This window comes from Amycolatopsis heterodermiae (assembly GCF_034929455.1).
GTDB classification, from domain to species: domain Bacteria; phylum Actinomycetota; class Actinomycetes; order Mycobacteriales; family Pseudonocardiaceae; genus Amycolatopsis; species Amycolatopsis heterodermiae.
Map to the genome: position 1 here is coordinate 553,971 of NZ_JAYFSI010000005.1, position 15,426 is coordinate 569,396.

General features: G+C 71.3%; 16 protein-coding genes. 6 read left to right on the plus strand and 10 right to left on the minus strand.

Annotation, left to right across the window (positions count from 1 at the left end; genetic code table 11):
• Positions 1–31: 31 nt before the first annotated feature.
• The 4 genes from ribH to rpe all read right to left on the minus strand — a co-directional run bounded on the left by ribH (position 32) and on the right by rpe (position 3,260).
• Entirely contained in the window at positions 32–538 is a 507-nt protein-coding gene (gene ribH / locus VA596_RS24730; RefSeq protein ID WP_323330497.1) for a 6,7-dimethyl-8-ribityllumazine synthase, read from the minus strand.
• Positions 535–1,854, minus strand: coding sequence for a bifunctional 3,4-dihydroxy-2-butanone-4-phosphate synthase/GTP cyclohydrolase II (locus VA596_RS24735; RefSeq protein ID WP_323330559.1), 1,320 nt, complete (start codon positions 1,852–1,854; stop codon positions 535–537). Before VA596_RS24735 ends, ribH begins: the two co-directional genes overlap by 4 nt.
• Before the next feature lie 11 nt (positions 1,855–1,865).
• Positions 1,866–2,501 carry a riboflavin synthase gene (locus VA596_RS24740; protein ID WP_323330499.1) on the minus strand — a complete coding sequence of 212 codons (636 nt, stop codon included), beginning with the start codon at positions 2,499–2,501 and terminating at the stop codon, positions 1,866–1,868.
• Positions 2,502–2,588: 87 nt separating this feature from the next.
• A complete protein-coding gene (rpe, locus tag VA596_RS24745) occupies positions 2,589–3,260 on the minus strand; it encodes a ribulose-phosphate 3-epimerase (protein WP_323330560.1) in 672 nt (223 codons plus the stop codon).
• Between the two features lie 120 nt (positions 3,261–3,380).
• Here rpe and VA596_RS24750 point away from each other — a divergent pair, with 120 nt between their 5' ends.
• The 4 genes from VA596_RS24750 to VA596_RS24765 all read left to right on the plus strand — a co-directional run bounded on the left by VA596_RS24750 (position 3,381) and on the right by VA596_RS24765 (position 8,019).
• Positions 3,381–4,580: a sensor histidine kinase gene (locus VA596_RS24750; protein ID WP_323330501.1), complete on the plus strand. Its 1,200-nt coding sequence runs from the start codon at positions 3,381–3,383 to the stop codon at positions 4,578–4,580.
• Positions 4,577–5,236 (plus strand): response regulator transcription factor, encoded by a 660-nt coding sequence (locus VA596_RS24755; protein WP_323330503.1) that lies wholly within the window; start codon positions 4,577–4,579, stop codon positions 5,234–5,236. The genes VA596_RS24750 and VA596_RS24755 overlap by 4 nt, the downstream gene beginning before the upstream one ends.
• 157 nt (positions 5,237–5,393) lie before the next feature.
• Positions 5,394–6,785 (plus strand): alkaline phosphatase, encoded by a 1,392-nt coding sequence (gene phoA, locus VA596_RS24760; RefSeq protein WP_323330505.1) that lies wholly within the window; start codon positions 5,394–5,396, stop codon positions 6,783–6,785.
• A 106-nt stretch (positions 6,786–6,891) separates the two neighbouring features.
• Positions 6,892–8,019, plus strand: coding sequence for a serine hydrolase domain-containing protein (locus tag VA596_RS24765; protein WP_323330507.1), 1,128 nt, complete (start codon positions 6,892–6,894; stop codon positions 8,017–8,019).
• A gap of 100 nt (positions 8,020–8,119) precedes the next feature.
• On the opposite strand, the gene VA596_RS24770 is transcribed toward VA596_RS24765, so the two are convergent.
• The 5 genes from VA596_RS24770 to fmt form a co-directional block, all read right to left on the minus strand.
• Positions 8,120–8,920: an SLATT domain-containing protein gene (locus VA596_RS24770; protein ID WP_323330561.1), complete on the minus strand. Its 801-nt coding sequence runs from the start codon at positions 8,918–8,920 to the stop codon at positions 8,120–8,122.
• A gap of 65 nt (positions 8,921–8,985) precedes the next feature.
• Positions 8,986–9,447, minus strand: coding sequence for a cell division protein SepF (locus VA596_RS24775; protein WP_323330509.1), 462 nt, complete (start codon positions 9,445–9,447; stop codon positions 8,986–8,988).
• A gap of 219 nt (positions 9,448–9,666) precedes the next feature.
• The gene (locus VA596_RS24780; RefSeq protein ID WP_323330511.1) at positions 9,667–10,164 is read right to left on the minus strand and encodes a flavoprotein; all 498 of its coding nucleotides are present in this window, start codon (positions 10,162–10,164) and stop codon (positions 9,667–9,669) included.
• Positions 10,161–11,585 (minus strand): RsmB/NOP family class I SAM-dependent RNA methyltransferase, encoded by a 1,425-nt coding sequence (locus VA596_RS24785; RefSeq protein WP_323330513.1) that lies wholly within the window; start codon positions 11,583–11,585, stop codon positions 10,161–10,163. Before VA596_RS24785 ends, VA596_RS24780 begins: the two co-directional genes overlap by 4 nt.
• A complete protein-coding gene (gene fmt, locus VA596_RS24790; protein WP_323330515.1) occupies positions 11,582–12,508 on the minus strand; it encodes a methionyl-tRNA formyltransferase in 927 nt (308 codons plus the stop codon). Before fmt ends, VA596_RS24785 begins: the two co-directional genes overlap by 4 nt.
• Before the next feature lie 197 nt (positions 12,509–12,705).
• Between fmt and VA596_RS24795 the strand changes: the two genes are divergently transcribed.
• Both VA596_RS24795 and VA596_RS24800 read left to right on the plus strand, forming a co-directional pair.
• Positions 12,706–13,191, plus strand: coding sequence for a GNAT family N-acetyltransferase (locus VA596_RS24795; protein WP_323330517.1), 486 nt, complete (start codon positions 12,706–12,708; stop codon positions 13,189–13,191).
• A gap of 45 nt (positions 13,192–13,236) precedes the next feature.
• Positions 13,237–13,539: a GNAT family N-acetyltransferase gene (locus VA596_RS24800; RefSeq protein WP_323330562.1), complete on the plus strand. Its 303-nt coding sequence runs from the start codon at positions 13,237–13,239 to the stop codon at positions 13,537–13,539.
• Position 13,540: 1 nt separating this feature from the next.
• On the opposite strand, the gene ggt is transcribed toward VA596_RS24800, so the two are convergent.
• Entirely contained in the window at positions 13,541–15,340 is a 1,800-nt protein-coding gene (gene ggt / locus VA596_RS24805) for a gamma-glutamyltransferase (protein ID WP_323330519.1), read from the minus strand.
• Positions 15,341–15,426 lie beyond the last annotated feature (86 nt).

A 15,426-nucleotide genomic window follows, 5' to 3' on the forward strand; every position in this document is an offset into this window, starting at 1 on the left:
CGGATCACCAAGGTCGACGAAGTACTCACGCTCACACGAAGCCCCGCTCGGTCCACGGCTGGCGCAGGCTCCGCAGCACGTGCGCGCTGTCCAGCGCCGCCACCGTCGCCTCGTAGCCCTTGTCCTCTTTCGCGCCCGGGCGGCCCGAGCGGTCCAGGGCCTGGTCTTCCGTGTCACACGTCAGGACGCCGTTGCCGACCGGGGTGCTCTCGTCGAGCGCCACCCGGGTCAGGCCGGCTGTCACCGCGTCGCACACGTACTCGAAGTGCGGGGTGCCGCCGCGGATGACCACGCCCAGCGCGACGACCGCGTCGTGGTTGCGGGCCAGGGCCTGCGCCACCACCGGGAGCTCGATCGCGCCCGCGACGCGGACGACCGTCGGCTCCTCTTCGAGCTCGGCCTCGCGGGCCGCGAACAGGGCCCGCTCCAGCAGGACATCGGTGATGGCGGCGTTCCACTTGGTGGACACGATGCCGAGCTTCAGCGACTTGCAGTCGGAGAGGTCCAGCTTGAGGTCGGGACGGCCTTCGCCGCTCACAGCGCTCCTCCGTCGGGGTGCTCGTTGCCCGCGCCGACCTGGTCGTAGTGCTCCAGCTGGGCCAGGTCGTGGCCCATCCGGTCGCGCTTGGTCCGCAGGTAGCGCAGGTTCTCCGGGTTCGGGGAGATCGGCAGCGGTACCCGCCCGGTGACGCGCAGGCCGTAGCCCTCGAGGCCGATCCGCTTGGCCGGGTTGTTCGACAGCAGCCGCATGGTGCGGACGCCGAGGTCGCAGAGGATCTGCGCGCCGGTGCCGTAGTCGCGGGCGTCGGCCGGGACGCCGAGGGCGAGGTTGGCGTCGACCGTGTCGGCGCCGTCGTCCTGCAGCTGGTAGGCCTGCAGCTTGTGCAGCAGGCCGATGCCGCGGCCCTCGTGGCCGCGGATGTAGAGCACGACGCCACGGCCTTCGGCGGCGACGGCGGCCAGCGCCGCGTCCAGCTGGGGCCCGCAGTCGCAGCGCAGCGAGCCGAAGACGTCGCCGGTGAGGCACTCGGAGTGGACGCGCACGAGGATGTCCTGGCCGTCGCCGATCTCGCCGTAGACGAACGCGACGTGCTCGATGCCGTCCAGCAGGGAGTCGTAGCCGACCGCGCGGAACGTGCCCGCCGCCAGCGGGATGCGCGCCTCGGCGACCCGCTCGACCTGCTTCTCGGTGCGGCGGCGGTAGGCGATCAGGTCGGCGATGGTGATGATCGCCAGGTCGTGGTCGGCCGCGAAGACCTCGAGCTCGTCGCGGCGGGCCATGTCGCCCTCGTCCTTCTGCGACACGATCTCGCAGAGCACGCCCGCCGGCGCGAGCCCGGCCATCCGGGCCAGGTCGACCGACGCCTCGGTGTGCCCGGGACGGCGGAGCACGCCGCCCTCCTTCGCGCGCAGCGGGACGACGTGACCGGGACGGCGGAAGTCCTTCGCGGTCGACGCCGGGTCGGCGAGCAGCCGGATCGTGTGCGCGCGGTCGGCGGCGGAGATGCCGGTGCTGATGCCCTCGGCGGCGTCCACCGTGACGCTGTACGCGGTGCCGCGCGCGTCCTGGTTCGTGTGGTACATCGGCGGCAGGTCCAGCCGGTCCGCCTCGGCCTCGGTCAGCGCCACGCAGACGTAGCCCGAGGTGTAGCGGACCATGAAGGCCAGCAGCTCCGGGGTCGCCTTCTCCGCCGCGAAGATGAGGTCGCCCTCGTTCTCGCGGTCCTCGTCGTCGACCACGACGACCGCGCGGCCCGCCGCGACGTCCGCGATCGCCCGTTCGATGGCGTCGGCGTCGAACACCGCCCCGGCACCGCACGGGGTCCAGCCCGCTTCGGGCTCGGCCGAACTCATCTCTGGCTCGCTCATGACCGCTCCTCCGTGCTGCCGCCGCCGTCCCGATTCTGCACCTGGTCGCGGATATGCGCCTCGGCCAGCTTTTCGACGTACTTCGCGACCACGTCGACCTCGAGGTTGACCAGGTCGCCGGCTTCCCGGCCGCCGAGCGTGGTCACCTCGAGCGTGGTCGGGATCAGCGCCACCTTGAACCGGTCGTCGGTGACCGCCGCGACGGTCAGGGAGATCCCGTCGACCGCGATCGACCCCTTCTCGACCACGTACCGGGCCAGGTGCCCCGGCAGCGCGAAGGTCGTGACGCCGGTTTCGTCGCGCGAGAGGAACACGCCCGTCCCGTCGACGTGCCCCTGCATGATGTGCCCGCCGAGCCGGCCGCCGGCCGGGGTGGCGCGCTCCAGGTTGACGCGGTCGCCGACGGCGACCTTGGCCAGGCTGGACCGCTGCAGCGTCTCGTGGACGACGTCGACGGTGAACTCGCCGTCCGCCACTTCGACCACCGTCAGGCAGACACCGCTGACCGCGATCGAGTCGCCGTGACCGGCGTCGCTCGTCACCAGCGGCCCGCGGACCCGCAGGCGCGCCGCGTTGGTCAGCTGCTCGACCGCGGTGACCTCGCCGATCTCCTCGACTATGCCGGTGAACACGTCCGCTGCCTCCTAGTAACCGGGTCCCCCACCATCCAACACCCGAGACGCCGATGGGGCTTCTCCGCCCGCGCCTCGGTGCCGGATTCAGCCCGCTCGGACGCGTGCGGCCTGCTCACGCAGGGCGGCGACCGCCTTGCCGGGGTCCGCGGCGCCGTAGACGGCGGACCCGGCGACGAAGCAGTCGACGCCCGCTTCGGCCGCCTGCTCGATGGTTTCGGCGTTGATCCCGCCGTCGATCTCGACGACCAGCTTCAGGTGCCCGGTGTCGACCAGCCGCCGCGCGGTGCGGACCTTGTCCAGGACCTCGGCGATGAACGACTGCCCGCCGAAGCCCGGCTCGACCGACATGACCAGCAGCGTGTCGTAGTGCTTGAGCGCGTCGAGCCACGGCTCGAGCGCGGTGCCCGGCTTGACCGACAGCCCGGCCTTCGCGCCCGCGGCGCGCAGGTTCTTGGCCAGCGCGACCGGGTCCTTCGCGGCTTCGGCGTGCACGGTGACGTTGTAGGCGCCGGCTTCGGCGTACCCGATCGCCCAGCGGTCCGGGTCGTCGATCATCAGGTGGCAGTCGATCGGCACGTCGGTGCTCTTGAGCAGCGCCTTGACCACGGGCAGGCCCAGGGTCAGGTTGGGGACGAAGTGCGCGTCCATGACGTCCACGTGCACCCAGTCGGCGCGGGTGTCGCCGGTGCCGGCCACGGCGGCGATCTCGTCGCCGAGCCGGGCGAAGTCCGCGGACAGGATGCTGGGGGCGATCAGGGGTCGGTCTGCCACGTCCCGAGTGTAGGAGGCCGCTGCTAACGGTCGCTAACCGGTTGTGACCAGAATCTGGCTCCCGAGAGGGAAGTCACCCGTCTCCGGCTTCCCTACGCTCGCCGCATGCCCGGATTCCTCCAGTCCCTGACGCGGATCGGCAGCTACCGCAGCCTGCTCCACGCCGCCGCGGGTGCCGCCATCGCGGTGCCGGTGACCCCCTTCGCCCTCGCCGTCGCCGTGTCCGTCGAAGCCGATTCCCGGATCCGCGCGCTCCTGGCCCTGCTCGCCCTCGCCGTCCTGATGGGACTGCTGGGGTTGCTGGGACCGGTGCGGCGCCTCGGCGTCGGCCTGGCGAACACGCTGCTCGGCACCCGGATCCCGGCGCCGGCGGGCCGCCCGGACGCCGAGTCACGGCTGCGGTCGGGCCTGTGGCTCGCGCTGCACACGGCGGCCAGCGGAATCCTCTTCACCGTGCTGGCCTTCCTGGGCCTCGGGATGCTCGTGCCCGCGGTGTGGCTGATGGGCGGGCAGGACCGGATCTCGTTGTTCTGGGACGAAGTCCCGCTCGGCGCGTGGGCGGTCCCGTTCGGGCTGGTCGTGGCCCTCGTGGCGCTCGTGCTGACCGCGGCCGCCACCCTCGCCCTCCGCGTCGGCGCGACGGCGCTGCTCGGCCCGTCCGCCGCCGAGCTCACGGCGCTGGCCGAGCGCCGCGCAGCCGTGCTGGCGCAGCGCAACCGGCTGGCCAGTGAGCTGCACGACTCGATCGGGCACACGCTGACGACGTCGACCCTGCAAGCGGCCGCGGCGGTCGGCCTGGTCGAGACCGACCCGGCCCAGGTGCGGCGGGCGCTGGGCACGATCGAAGAGTCCTCGCGCAGCGCGCTCGAGGACCTCGACCACGTCCTGGGCCTGCTGCGGGACGAACCGGCCACCAAGGAGCCGACCCGCACGCTGACCGAGGTGGACGTCCTCGCCGTGCGCGCCCGCGAAGCCGGGCTCGACGTCCGGCTGACCGTCCGCGGCCCGGTCGCCGCGCTGCCCGCCACGGTGTCGCGCGAGGGCTACCGGATCGTCCAGGAGGGCCTGACCAACGCGCTGCGGCACGCGGGCCCCGGCGAGGTGGACGTCCGCGTCGAGGCCGGGCCGGAGCACCTCGAGATCGCCGTCGTCAACGCGCTGGCCGGTCCCGTCCCCCGCCCGGGACGCCGCGGGCTGGCCGGGCTCGCGGAGCGCGTCGAAGCCCTGCGCGGCGAGCTGGACGCGGGTCCGGACGGGCCGCGGTGGCGGCTGAACGCGACGATCCCGCTGCGGGCGGGCGCGTGAGCCCGACGGTCCTGCTGGCCGACGACGAACCCCTGGTCCGCGCCGGTCTGCGGGCCCTGCTGGAGCAGCAGGGCCTGACGGTCGTCGGCGAGGCGGCCGACGGCGCCGAGGTGCTGCCCGCCGTGCGCCGGACCGCGCCCGGCGTCGTGCTGATGGACGTCCGGATGCCCGGCATGGACGGCATCGAAGCCACCCGGCAGCTGCTGTCCGCCCTGGCCGAGCCGCCGAAGGTGCTCGTCGTCACGACGTTCGACAACGACGACTACGTGCACGAGGCGCTGCTGGCCGGGGCCAGCGGGTTCATCCTCAAGCGGGCGCGCAAGGAGGAGCTCGCCCACGCCGTGCGGACCGTCGCCGCCGGCGAATCGCTGCTGTTCCCCGAGGCGATCCGGCGCCTGGTGAGCGGGCGGCCGCCCGGCGGCGCGCACGCGCGGGCGGCGAAGACGCTGACCCGGCGCGAGGCCGAGGTGCTGCGGCTGATCGCGACCGGACTGTCCAACCAGGACATCGCGGCCGCGCTCGTGATCAGCCTCGAGACCGTGAAGACGCACGTGGGGAACATCTTCGGGAAGCTCGGCGCGGCCAACCGCAGCCAGGCCGTCGTCATCGCCTACGAGGCGGGCGTCGTCCGGCCGGGACACCTCGCCGGTCAATAACCGACGTGCTCCCGGTCACCTCGGGGAAGTGATGAGTTCGGGCATCGGACACCTGCTGCTCACCTGCCGTCCGTCCACGGCACACATGCACCGGAACTAATGACCCATGTCCGAAATCCGGACTGGAAAGCCCCGAAGTCCCCCGAAGAGGAGAAACATGGCTTCGCTGTTCACCGGCCGTCGCCGGTGGCTGGTCGCCGGCGCGCTCGGCGCCGCGCTGGTCGCCGCCGCCCCGGTCGCACTGGCCGCCAACGGCTCCGGCAACGCCGACGCGCGCTCCGCCGGCTCCGGTGACCGCACCAACGACGTCCGCTCCGCGATCCAGGGCGGCTCCGCGCGCAACGTGATCCTGTTCCTCGGCGACGGCATGGGCCAGTCCGAGATCACCTCCGCGCGCAACTACGAGCGCGGCGCCGCCGGCCGGCTCGCGATGGACGAGCTGCCGCTGACCGGCGACTACACCACCTACGCCGTCGAGCAGAACAACCCCGGCAAGCCGAACTACGTGACCGACTCGGCCGCGTCCGGCACCGGCTGGGCCACCGGCGTCAAGACCTACAACGGCGCGATCTCGGTCGACGCGTACGGCAACCCCGTGCCGACGATCCTCGAGCTGGCCAAGCGCGGCGGGCTGCGCACCGGCGACGTCACCACCGCCGAGGTCCAGGATGCCACCCCGGCCGTGCTCGGCGCGCACGTCGTCAGCCGCGACTGCAAGGGCCCGGTCGAGACGACCGCCAAGTGCGCGGTCAACGCCAAGGAGAAGGGCGGCGCCGGCTCGATCTCCGAGCAGCTCGTCCAGACCCGCCCCGACGTCCTGCTGGGCGGCGGCGCGACGTACTTCGACCAGACGGTCACCGCCGGCAAGTTCAAGGGCAAGACCGTGCTGGAGCAGGCCAAGGCGGCCGGCTACAACGTCGTCAACACCGCGGCCGACCTCGCGGCGGCCAAGAAGGGCAAGCCGGTCCTCGGCCTGTTCGCCAAGAACAACATGCCGGTGAACTGGACCGGCCCGGCCGCGGTCCACGGCGGCACCGCGCCGTCGCGCTGCACCCCGAACCCGGCGCTGCCGAAGACCCAGCCGAAGCTGGCCGACCAGACCCGCAAGGCGCTGGAGCTGCTCGACGACCGGCACTCGGACAAGGGATTCTTCCTGCAGGTCGAGGGCGCGAGCATCGACAAGCAGGACCACGCCGCCGACCCGTGCGGCCAGATCGGCGAGACGATCGACTTCGACGCGGCGATCGCGGCGGGCACGGCGTTCGCCCGCAGCCACCCCGACACGCTGGTGCTGGTGACCGCCGACCACGGCCACAGCAGCCAGATCGTCGAGCCGACGGCCACCCCGGGCCTGACCGCGACGCTCGTCACCAACGAGGGCGCGAACATGACCCTGGCCTACGGCACCGCCGAGACGGGCGGCTCGCAGTCGCACACCGGCACCCAGGTCCGCATCGCGGCCATGGGCCCGCAGGCGGCGAACGTCGTCGGCCTGACCAACCAGACCGACCTGTTCGGCACGCTGAAGCGGGCCCTGCGCCTGCGCTGATCGAGAGGTAGGGCTGGCCCCCGGAACGGTTCGGCGGTCTGCCCCACTGCCCCCTGGTGCCGGGCTCCCTAGGTTGGGGAGCACCACGACACCAGGGGGTTCTTTCATGCGGAAGTCCTTACGCGGCAAGCAGATCGTCGCCTGCGGCACGCTCGTCGCGCTCATCGCGGCGACCACCGCGGCACCGGCGCTCGCCGTCACGGCCAGTCCGGTGCAGCAGGCGCTGGACCGGGTCACCGCCCAGGGCGGCGCGCCCGGCGCCGAAGCCGTCGTCACCGACCACGGCCGCGTCACCGAGACGCGCAGCGGGGTCGGCGACCTGACCACCGGGAAGCCGTACCCGCACGACGCGGTCGTCCGCGTCGGCAGCATCACCAAGACGTTCGTCGCGACGGTGGTGCTGCAGCTCGTCGCCGAGGGCAAGGTGCGCCTCGACGACCCGATCGAGCGTTACCTGCCCGGCCTGATCACCGGCAACGGGAACGACGGCGCGAAGATCACCGTGCGGAACCTGTTGCAGCACACCAGCGGGCTCTACAGCTACACCGACGACGTGCTGGCGACGGGCGACCTCGAGTCGCTGCGCCACCGCGGCGCCGAGCCCGGCGAACTCGTCGCGCTGGCGCTCAACCACCCGCCGTTGTTCGCGCCCGGCACCGCGTGGTCCTACTCCAACACCAACTACATCGTCGCCGGGATGCTCGTCGAAAAGGTGACCGGGCACGGCCTAGCGGGCGAAATCACCCGCCGGATCACCCGGCCGCTGGGCTTGCACGACACGTCGCTGCCCGGCCGCGGCGACGAGCGGCTGCCGTCGCCGCACCCGCGCGGCTACGTGACGCTCGGCGGCCCCCTGACCGACTTCACGGACTTCGACCCGTCGATCGCCTGGGCCGCGGGCGCGCTCGTCTCGACCGGCCGGGACCTGGACACGTTCTACACGGCGCTGATCGGCGGCCGCCTGCTGCCGGCCGCGCAGCTCGCACAGATGCAGCACACGGTCCCGGTACCGGGCGAACCCGGCACGGACTACGGCCTCGGCCTCTTCCACCGCACACTCCCGGACGGCACACGCTACTGGGGCCACGGCGGCGACATCTTCGGTTTCGCCACCCTGTCCGGCGCCCTCGACGGCCGCCGCGGCGCTACTGTGTCGGCCAACGAGGATCCCTTGCCCGACAACGTCCGCGAGAACACCGAGGCGGCGTTCGAGGTCTCCCTGGCCCGGAGGTAGCCGGAACTGTCGGTGCCGCCCGGTAACGTGGATATCCGGGGGGGGCGGCCCGCTCAGGGCAGCAGATCCAGGGCTTCGGTCCACGGCTACCTGACAGAGCTCAGCTGTCGTTCGGGTTTCGCGCTTCGGGCGGTTGCTCAAGATTCTGCTGTCGCTTCTTCTGCTCACTCTTTAAACGATGTACTTCCTCAACAAACTCCGCAAGTGCCTCCTCTTCTGACATTCTCTTATATCTACCTACTCCAATTTCGACAGCCTCCCACTCTTGCTCAATTGCGTCGGCGGTCTGCTGCAGGTAAAAACTCCTCTCTTTATACTTGAAGTACCCCATAAAGCCACTTGAGATACCTACAACGAAAGTAATTCCAAGCGTAACCCAACGAACGACCGCCAGCTCCGCCGCTATACCAGACGCAGCCGTTGCCGCCAGAGAGCCAATAATCAAGACGCCTTGCAATGTGTTATTCACACTGCGATATTTCTTACTTTCCTCCCGCAGTTGATCGACATCAGAATAGGCATCTTCCTTGTATGTTATCTTCCGAACCTTCGGCTCAATATCCGCTTGCGCGAGCACCTGCTTGCGCGAGTCCCGATGTCGAGCCAGAGCCAGTTCGAGATCCCCTTCACTCTCTCGCATAAATCCGCCCCCCTCCGCGAGCACTTGCGGTCCGCCAGGGTTTCGCTTGAGGAAGTAAGAAGCAACACAACTAGCAAAAACAATCGGAACGGCAGGGATATAGACGGCAATTAGAATCTTCCTGTCAACTGCCGGAATCCATGCGATCGCATACAGTACAACCAGAAGAACGGGACCGAAAACAAGCGCAACATTAGACCACCTTTGTCTTCTGCGAGCAATTGCAAGGTGATGTTCAATCTCTCGAATTCGATGAGTCATCGTGAGCAACTGATCATTATTGGCCACTGTCTACAGTACTCCATGTCGCTACAGGGAAGCAGATACTATTTTCGTCGCGGGGGCGTCAAGATCAGCACAGTATCCGATGGCCGGAAAAGCCAAGCTGCCGCATGACAGGCAAGGCCGCAGCAAAAATCAGCCAATCGACGAGCCGCCTGAATCTCAAGTTGCGCAAAGTCCACTATAACAACGGTCCCAGCTCGCAGGGCGCGCCCGATTTCCAAAGCCGAGGACGCGAAGTCGACCGGGCTGACTCGAAGCGCGTTTGCCAAATGAACAGCGGGGTCAACTTCGCGATTTGCATATTGCACATTCAAAGCAATGGCCGCATCGAGGATTCCATCAAGCTCGTCGATGGCAGCCTTCAATTTTACCTGCCCGAGGGAAGCTTGAAATCGACCTCGACGTCCGCCATTTTGCAGTGCACGATCAACAAAGACGCAGCTCACAGAAACTGCTAAGACAGTAGCGATCGGCCAAGCCAGGCCGCCCCAGAACTCAAGCATCGATTCATTCAAGTGCGTCACAGACCCCTGACCACTGGCCGCTCCTCCCCGGCGCGGCGGTGCAAAATTTCTACCAGCTCGGACAGGTAAACGGCAAGATACATTTGTGGTCAGATTGTGGACAGCGTGAGGCGTCTCGTTGGCGTACTGATCTCTCGACCTGCGACTGAGCTGCAGCTCGATGCACGGCTAGGGACACAACCAAGAACGGCGCCCCGTTCAGGGCAGCAGATCCAGCGCCTCGGTCCACGGCCGCCCGGTATCGAGGCGGTGCAGCGTCACCCCGGCGCCCGCGAGGGTGTCGAGGTGACGCTGCCACGCCGGGTGGTGCACCCGGGTGTCCTGGATCTGGTAGGCCACCACGACCGTGATCCCGGGCGCGCCCAGGACGTCGCCGAGCACGGTCAGTGCCTGGTTGTCCGCGATCCCGAGCGCCAGCTTCGCGACGGAGTTGGCCGACGCCGGGGCGAACAGGAACACCGCCGGGTCCGGGTGTGGCCGGGGCTCCCCCGGCAGCCGCGACGCGCTGCGCACCGGCAGGTCGGTCGCGGCCTCGACGTCGGCCAGCGCGCCGGTCGACTCGAGCCAGCGCATCGCCGTCGGGGTCAGGGTGATCGCCGTCCGCCAGCCGCGGGCGGCGGCGGGCCGGGCCAGCTCGGCGGCGAACCGGACGTCCAGCCCGCCGCACGAGCCGGCCACCAGCCCGAGATCCCTCACGGCTTGCGGAGCACGGCGCAGAACATCGCGTCGGTGCCGTGGCGGTGCGGCCACAGCTGCACGTACGGCCCGTCACCGAGCTCGGGCACGCCGGGGAAGAACTCCCGCGAGTCCAGCACCTCGGCCTTGAGCCGCCGTGCCGTCTCGCCGAACACGCCCTCGGTCTCGGCCAGGTGCGGCGAGCAGACGACGTAGGTCAGCGCGCCGCCGGGCCGCAGCAGGGCGTAAGCCGCGTTGAGCAGCTCGCCCTGCAGCTTCGTCAGGTCCGCGACGTCGGAGGGCTGACGCCGCCAGCGCGCCTCCGGCCGCCGTCGCAGCGCACCGAGGCCGCTGCACGGCGCGTCGACGAGGATCCGGTCGTACCCCGGCTCCAGGCCGGACTCGCGACCGTCCGCGACGAACACCTTCACCGGCAGGTTGATCGTGGCCTTCTCGACCAGCTTCGCGCGGTGCGGCGCCTTCTCGACGGCGTCCACGGTCGCGCCGCTCAGCGCCGCGAGGGAGCCGAGCAGGGCCGCCTTGCCGCCGGGTCCGGCGCACAGGTCGAGCCAGCGCTCGTCCGTGCCCTCGACCGTCACCTTCGTCGCGGCGATCGCGCAGAGCTGGCTGCCCTCGTCCTGCACCGCGGCCAGCCGCTCGCGGATCGGCTCGGCGTCGGCCGGGTCGCCGGCGCCCGCGGGCAGGCGCACGCCGTAGGGCGAGTACGGCGCCGGGTCGCCGCCGGTGATCGCGGCCAGCTCGTCGGCGGTGATCTCGCCCGGGCGGGCGACCAGGTGTACCTCGGGCCGCGCGTCGTCGGCTTCGAGCGCGGCCTTGAGGCCGGCGCCCTTGTCCCCCAGCGCTTCGGCGAACGAGCGGGCGATCCAGCGCGGGTGCGCGGTGCGCAGCGCGTACGCGCCGATCGGATCGGTCGCGTCGTCCGGGGCCAGCTCGTCGAGCCAGGCCGCTTCGTCCTTTTCGGACGCCTTGCGCATGATCGCGTTCGCGAAACCCGTGGCCCACGAACCGGCTTCGGCGCGCACGAGGTCCACAGTGGACGTCACGGCCGCGTGCTCCGGGATGCGCGTGCGCAGCAGCTGGTAGACGCCGAGGCGCAGCGCGTCGAGCACCGTGGGGTCGGTCTTGGCGATCGGCCGCTCGGCGTTGGCCTCGATGACGGCGTCGAGCAGGCCCTGCGCCCGCGACGTGCCGTAGGCGAGTTCGGTGGCCAGCGCGGCGTCCCGGCCGCTGATCCGCCGCTCGCGCAGCAGGTCCGGCAGGACGAGGTTGGCGTAGGCGTCCTTCTCGCGCACGGCGCGCAGGACGTCGAACGCGGCCTGGCGGGCGGGGTCCACCTCCGGCGGGCGGCGCGGGCTTTCCTTGCGCGGGGCCGGGCGGCTCCGCTGCGGCCGTGACGGCCGCCGTTCCCTGTTGTCGTTCACCGGAGGCGTTCTCCCTGCTCGATCCGTGTTCCGCGAGCCCAGTCGGTGGCCGCCATCCGTTTCTTGCCGGGTGCCTGGACTTCGCCGAGCCGCAACGGCTTCGTCGCCGTCCCGACCAGCACCCGCTTGCGCTCCAGTACGAGCTCGCCCGGCGGCGGGCCGGGTTCGTCGAGCACCGTGACCGGGCCGAGCTTCAGCCGTTCCCCGCGGAACTCCGCCCACGCGCCCGGGTCCGGCGTGACCGACCGGATCTGGCGGTCGACCGCCGCGGCCGGGTCGGCGAAGGACACGCGTGCGTCGTCGACCGTCACCTTCGGCGCGTAGCTGAGCCCTTCGGCGGGCTGTTCCTGCGCGCGCAGGGTGCCGTCGGCGAGCCCGTCCATGGTGGACAGCAGCAGCTTGGCGCCGGACTCCGCGAGCCGGCCGAGCAGCTCGCCCGACGTGTCGGTCGCGGCGATGGTCTCGGTGACCACGCCGAAGACCGGGCCCGCGTCGAGCTCCTTGACGATCCGGAACGTCGAGGCGCCGGTGATCTCGTCGCCGGCGCGGATCGCGGCCTGCACCGGCGCGGCACCGCGCCACGCGGGCAGCAGCGAGAAGTGCAGGTTCACCCAGCCGAGCGACGGGATGTCGAGCGCGGACTGCGGCAGCAGGGCGCCGTAGGCGACGACCGGGCAGGCGTCCGGGGCGAGCTCGGCCAGGCGCGCGAGGAAGGCCGGGTCGCCGGCGCGGGCGGGCGTCAGCACCTCGATGCCGTGCTCGTCGGCGAGCGCGCCGACGGGTGAGCGGACGACGTGACGGCCGCGCCCGGCCTGGGCGTCGGGGCGGGTGACGACGGCGACGACCTCGTGCCGGCCGGAGTCGAGCAGGGCACGCAGGGCGGGGACCGCCGGGTCGGGGGTGCCGGCGAAGACGAGCTTCATCGGCCCACCCCCGGCGGGAGCAGGGATTCAGGTGGCTGGAACATCGGGCCCGAGTCTAGAAGGCCCCGCTGACGGAGGCGCGCTGCGGTTGTCCACAACCCGGCCGTGATGTGGACAGCCGGGTCCCACCGCGGCCTTTTCCGGGCCTTTCGTCGGCAGCCCCCGATACGCTGGACTGGGGACGCCCCCCGGAGAGGGTGGGGGCTGCGTTCGGGTTCCGGTCGGCGCCGGCCGATCTCCTCGGCACCTTCGAGGCCTTCGACGGCGACACGATGATCGGCTACGTGAAGATCCGCTACAAGCCGTTCGCGGACGAGGTCCACCGGGTCTTCCTGGACGGTGGGGTGCACCCCGGCCACCGTCGCCGGGGTATCGGCACCACGCTCGTCGAGGCGGGCGTGGCCGCCGCGAAGGTCCTGCACGCCCTGCACCACCCGGGACTGCGGCTCGCGGTCGACGTCCACCGGCCCGAGCACATCGCCGGCCTGGCCGAGCTGATGCGCTCCCGGGGCTTCGCGCCGGTCCGGTACTTCCGGCGGATGGAGCACGCTCTCGGGGGCGTCGCGCCGGTGGAGGCCCGGGTCGAGCCGTGGTCGCGGGAGACCGACGAAGACTTCCGGCGGATCCGCAACGCCGCGTTCGAGGACTGCTGGGGCGCGTCGCCGATGCCGCCGGACCTGTAGCGGAACAAGATCGTCAACCAGACGTTCCGGCCCGGCCTCAGCTTCCTGCTCCGGGACGCGGACCGGACGCCGGCGGGCCTGCTGGTGACGTTGTCCTGGGACGCCGACACCGAGGCCACCGGGATCCGCGACGCGCACTTCATGGTCGTCGGGACGCTCCCGGACCACCGGAAGCGCGGCGTCGCGACGACCCTGCTGGCGCACGCGCTGGCCGCCGCGAAGGGACAGGGCTACGACCGGGCGAGCCTGGTGGTGGACTCGGCGAGCCCGTCCGGCGCCTCCGGGGTGTTCGAGCGGGCGGGGTTCGTCCCGAAGGCGCCGTACATCCGCTGGGCTCTCGAAGCCTGAGCTACCAGCGCGCCGGCCACACCACCTGGGCCGAGCCGATGCCGCGGCGGACCGGTTCGGCCGCGGCCAGCCAGCGGCCGTCACGCAGGCGCTCGACCCCGGTGGCCGCGCCGATCTCCGCCGGCGCGGTCGAGAAGCCCTGGCCCCGGGCCTTGAGCACCGCCGTCTCGGGCAGGTTCAGGAACTCCTGCTCGACCTGGGCCTGCGCCGAGTTCCGCTGCGACGCGCGGGGCGCGGCGATGGCGTCCTCCAGCGACAGGCCGCGGTCGATCCGGCCGGTCAGCACCTGCAGCACGGTCGTGATGATCGACGCGCCGCCCGGCGAGCCGGTGGCGAAGAACGGGCGGCCGTCCTTGAGCACGATCGTCGGCGCCATCGACGAGCGCGGCCGCTTGCCGGGGCCGGGCAGGTTCGGGTCGGGCACGCCCGGCGTCACCGGGGTGAAGGAGAAGTCGGTCAGCTCGTTGTTGAGCAGGAACCCGCGGCCCGGCACGACGATGCCGCTGCCGCCCTCCTGCTCGATGGTCAGCGTGTAGGCGACGACGTTGCCCCACTTGTCGGCGACCGTGAGGTGGGTGGTGTTCTCGCCCTCGTACGGCGTCGGCGCGCCCGTGGTGCCCGCGGCGCACGGCGTCGGGTGCCGCGGGTCGGCCGGGGCGACCGGGCTGGTCGCGGCCTTGTCCTTCGAGATCAGGCAGGCGCGGGTGTCGGCGAAGCGCTGGCTCAGCAGCTCCTTGGCCGGGACGTCGATCACCGCCGGGTCGCCGATCCAGCGGTTGCGGTCGGCGAAGGCGAACCGCGTCGACTCCAGGAAGTACTGCAGGTAGTCGGCCTTGCTCGCGTGCTTGAGGTCGTAGTTCTCGAGGATGTTGAGCGCCTCGCCGACGGTCAGGCCGCCCGAGGACGGCGCCGGCATGCCGTAGACGTCCAGGCCGCGGTACTCGGCGTGGGTCGGCGTGCGCTCGATCGCCCGGTAGCCGGCGATGTCGCGGGCGGTCAGTTTGCCGGGACGCACGTTGAGCGTCGAAGCCGGGTCCTTCGGCGGGTTCTGCACGGTCTTCGCGATGTCCGCGCCGATCGGGCCCTTGTAGAGCGCGTCGACACCGCCCCGCTCGAGCTGCGCGTACGTCGCGGCGAGGTCGGGGTTGCGGAAGACGGTGCCGGGCGCGGGCGGCGCGCCGTTCGGCAGGTACAGCGAGCGCGTCGAGGGGAACGCGGCGAACCGCGCGGCGTTGTTCGCGATCTGCGTCTGGAAGGTCGGGTCGACGACGAATCCCTTGCGCGCCAGGTTTTCCGCGGGCTTCAGGGACTTGGCGAGCGAGCGCGTCCCCCACTTGCGGAGGGCCTCGGACCACGTCGCGGGCGTGCCGGGGACGCCGACGCTCAGCCCGCTCGTGACGGCGTCGTTGAACGGCAGCGGCTGGCCGTTTTCGACGAAGAGGTTCGCGTCGGCGGACTTCGGCGCGGTCTCGCGGCCGTCCAAGGTGTGGACGCGGCCGGTCTTGGCGTCGTAGTAGACGAAGAACCCGCCGCCGCCGACCCCGGCGGAGAACGGGTCGGTGACGCCGAGCGCGGCGGCGACGGCGACGGCCGCGTCGACGGCGTTCCCGCCTTCGCGCAGGACCTGGGTGCCGATCGCGGTGGCGTCGGCGTCGATGCTGGCCACGGCGCCGCCGAAGCCGGTGGCGACCGGGGTCTTCGGGGTGGGCGTGGCGGCGGTGGCGGGTCCGGTCGCGACGGTCGTGAGGAGCGCGGCCGTGGCGGCGATGACGAGGGTTCGGCGACTCCGGAGCGCGGGCATGCGGCGAGTCTGCTCCCTGCGCCAGGCCGCTTCAAGCGCCGAGCGTCCCTTTCGTCCGGTCCGTTAACTATTCACAGGCTTGGCCA

Coding starts and splice junctions, on each gene's coding strand:
- VA596_RS24735 (WP_323330559.1), bottom strand. CDS start 1,854: ATGAGTTCGGCCGAGCCCGAAGCGGGCTGGACCCCGTGCGGTGCCGGG.
- VA596_RS24750 (WP_323330501.1), top strand. CDS start 3,381: ATGCCCGGATTCCTCCAGTCCCTGACGCGGATCGGCAGCTACCGCAGC.
- phoA (WP_323330505.1), top strand. CDS start 5,394: ATGGCTTCGCTGTTCACCGGCCGTCGCCGGTGGCTGGTCGCCGGCGCG.
- VA596_RS24765 (WP_323330507.1), top strand. CDS start 6,892: ATGCGGAAGTCCTTACGCGGCAAGCAGATCGTCGCCTGCGGCACGCTC.
- VA596_RS24770 (WP_323330561.1), bottom strand. CDS start 8,920: ATGACTCATCGAATTCGAGAGATTGAACATCACCTTGCAATTGCTCGC.
- VA596_RS24775 (WP_323330509.1), bottom strand. CDS start 9,447: ATGCTTGAGTTCTGGGGCGGCCTGGCTTGGCCGATCGCTACTGTCTTA.
- fmt (WP_323330515.1), bottom strand. CDS start 12,508: ATGAAGCTCGTCTTCGCCGGCACCCCCGACCCGGCGGTCCCCGCCCTG.
- ggt (WP_323330519.1), bottom strand. CDS start 15,340: ATGCCCGCGCTCCGGAGTCGCCGAACCCTCGTCATCGCCGCCACGGCC.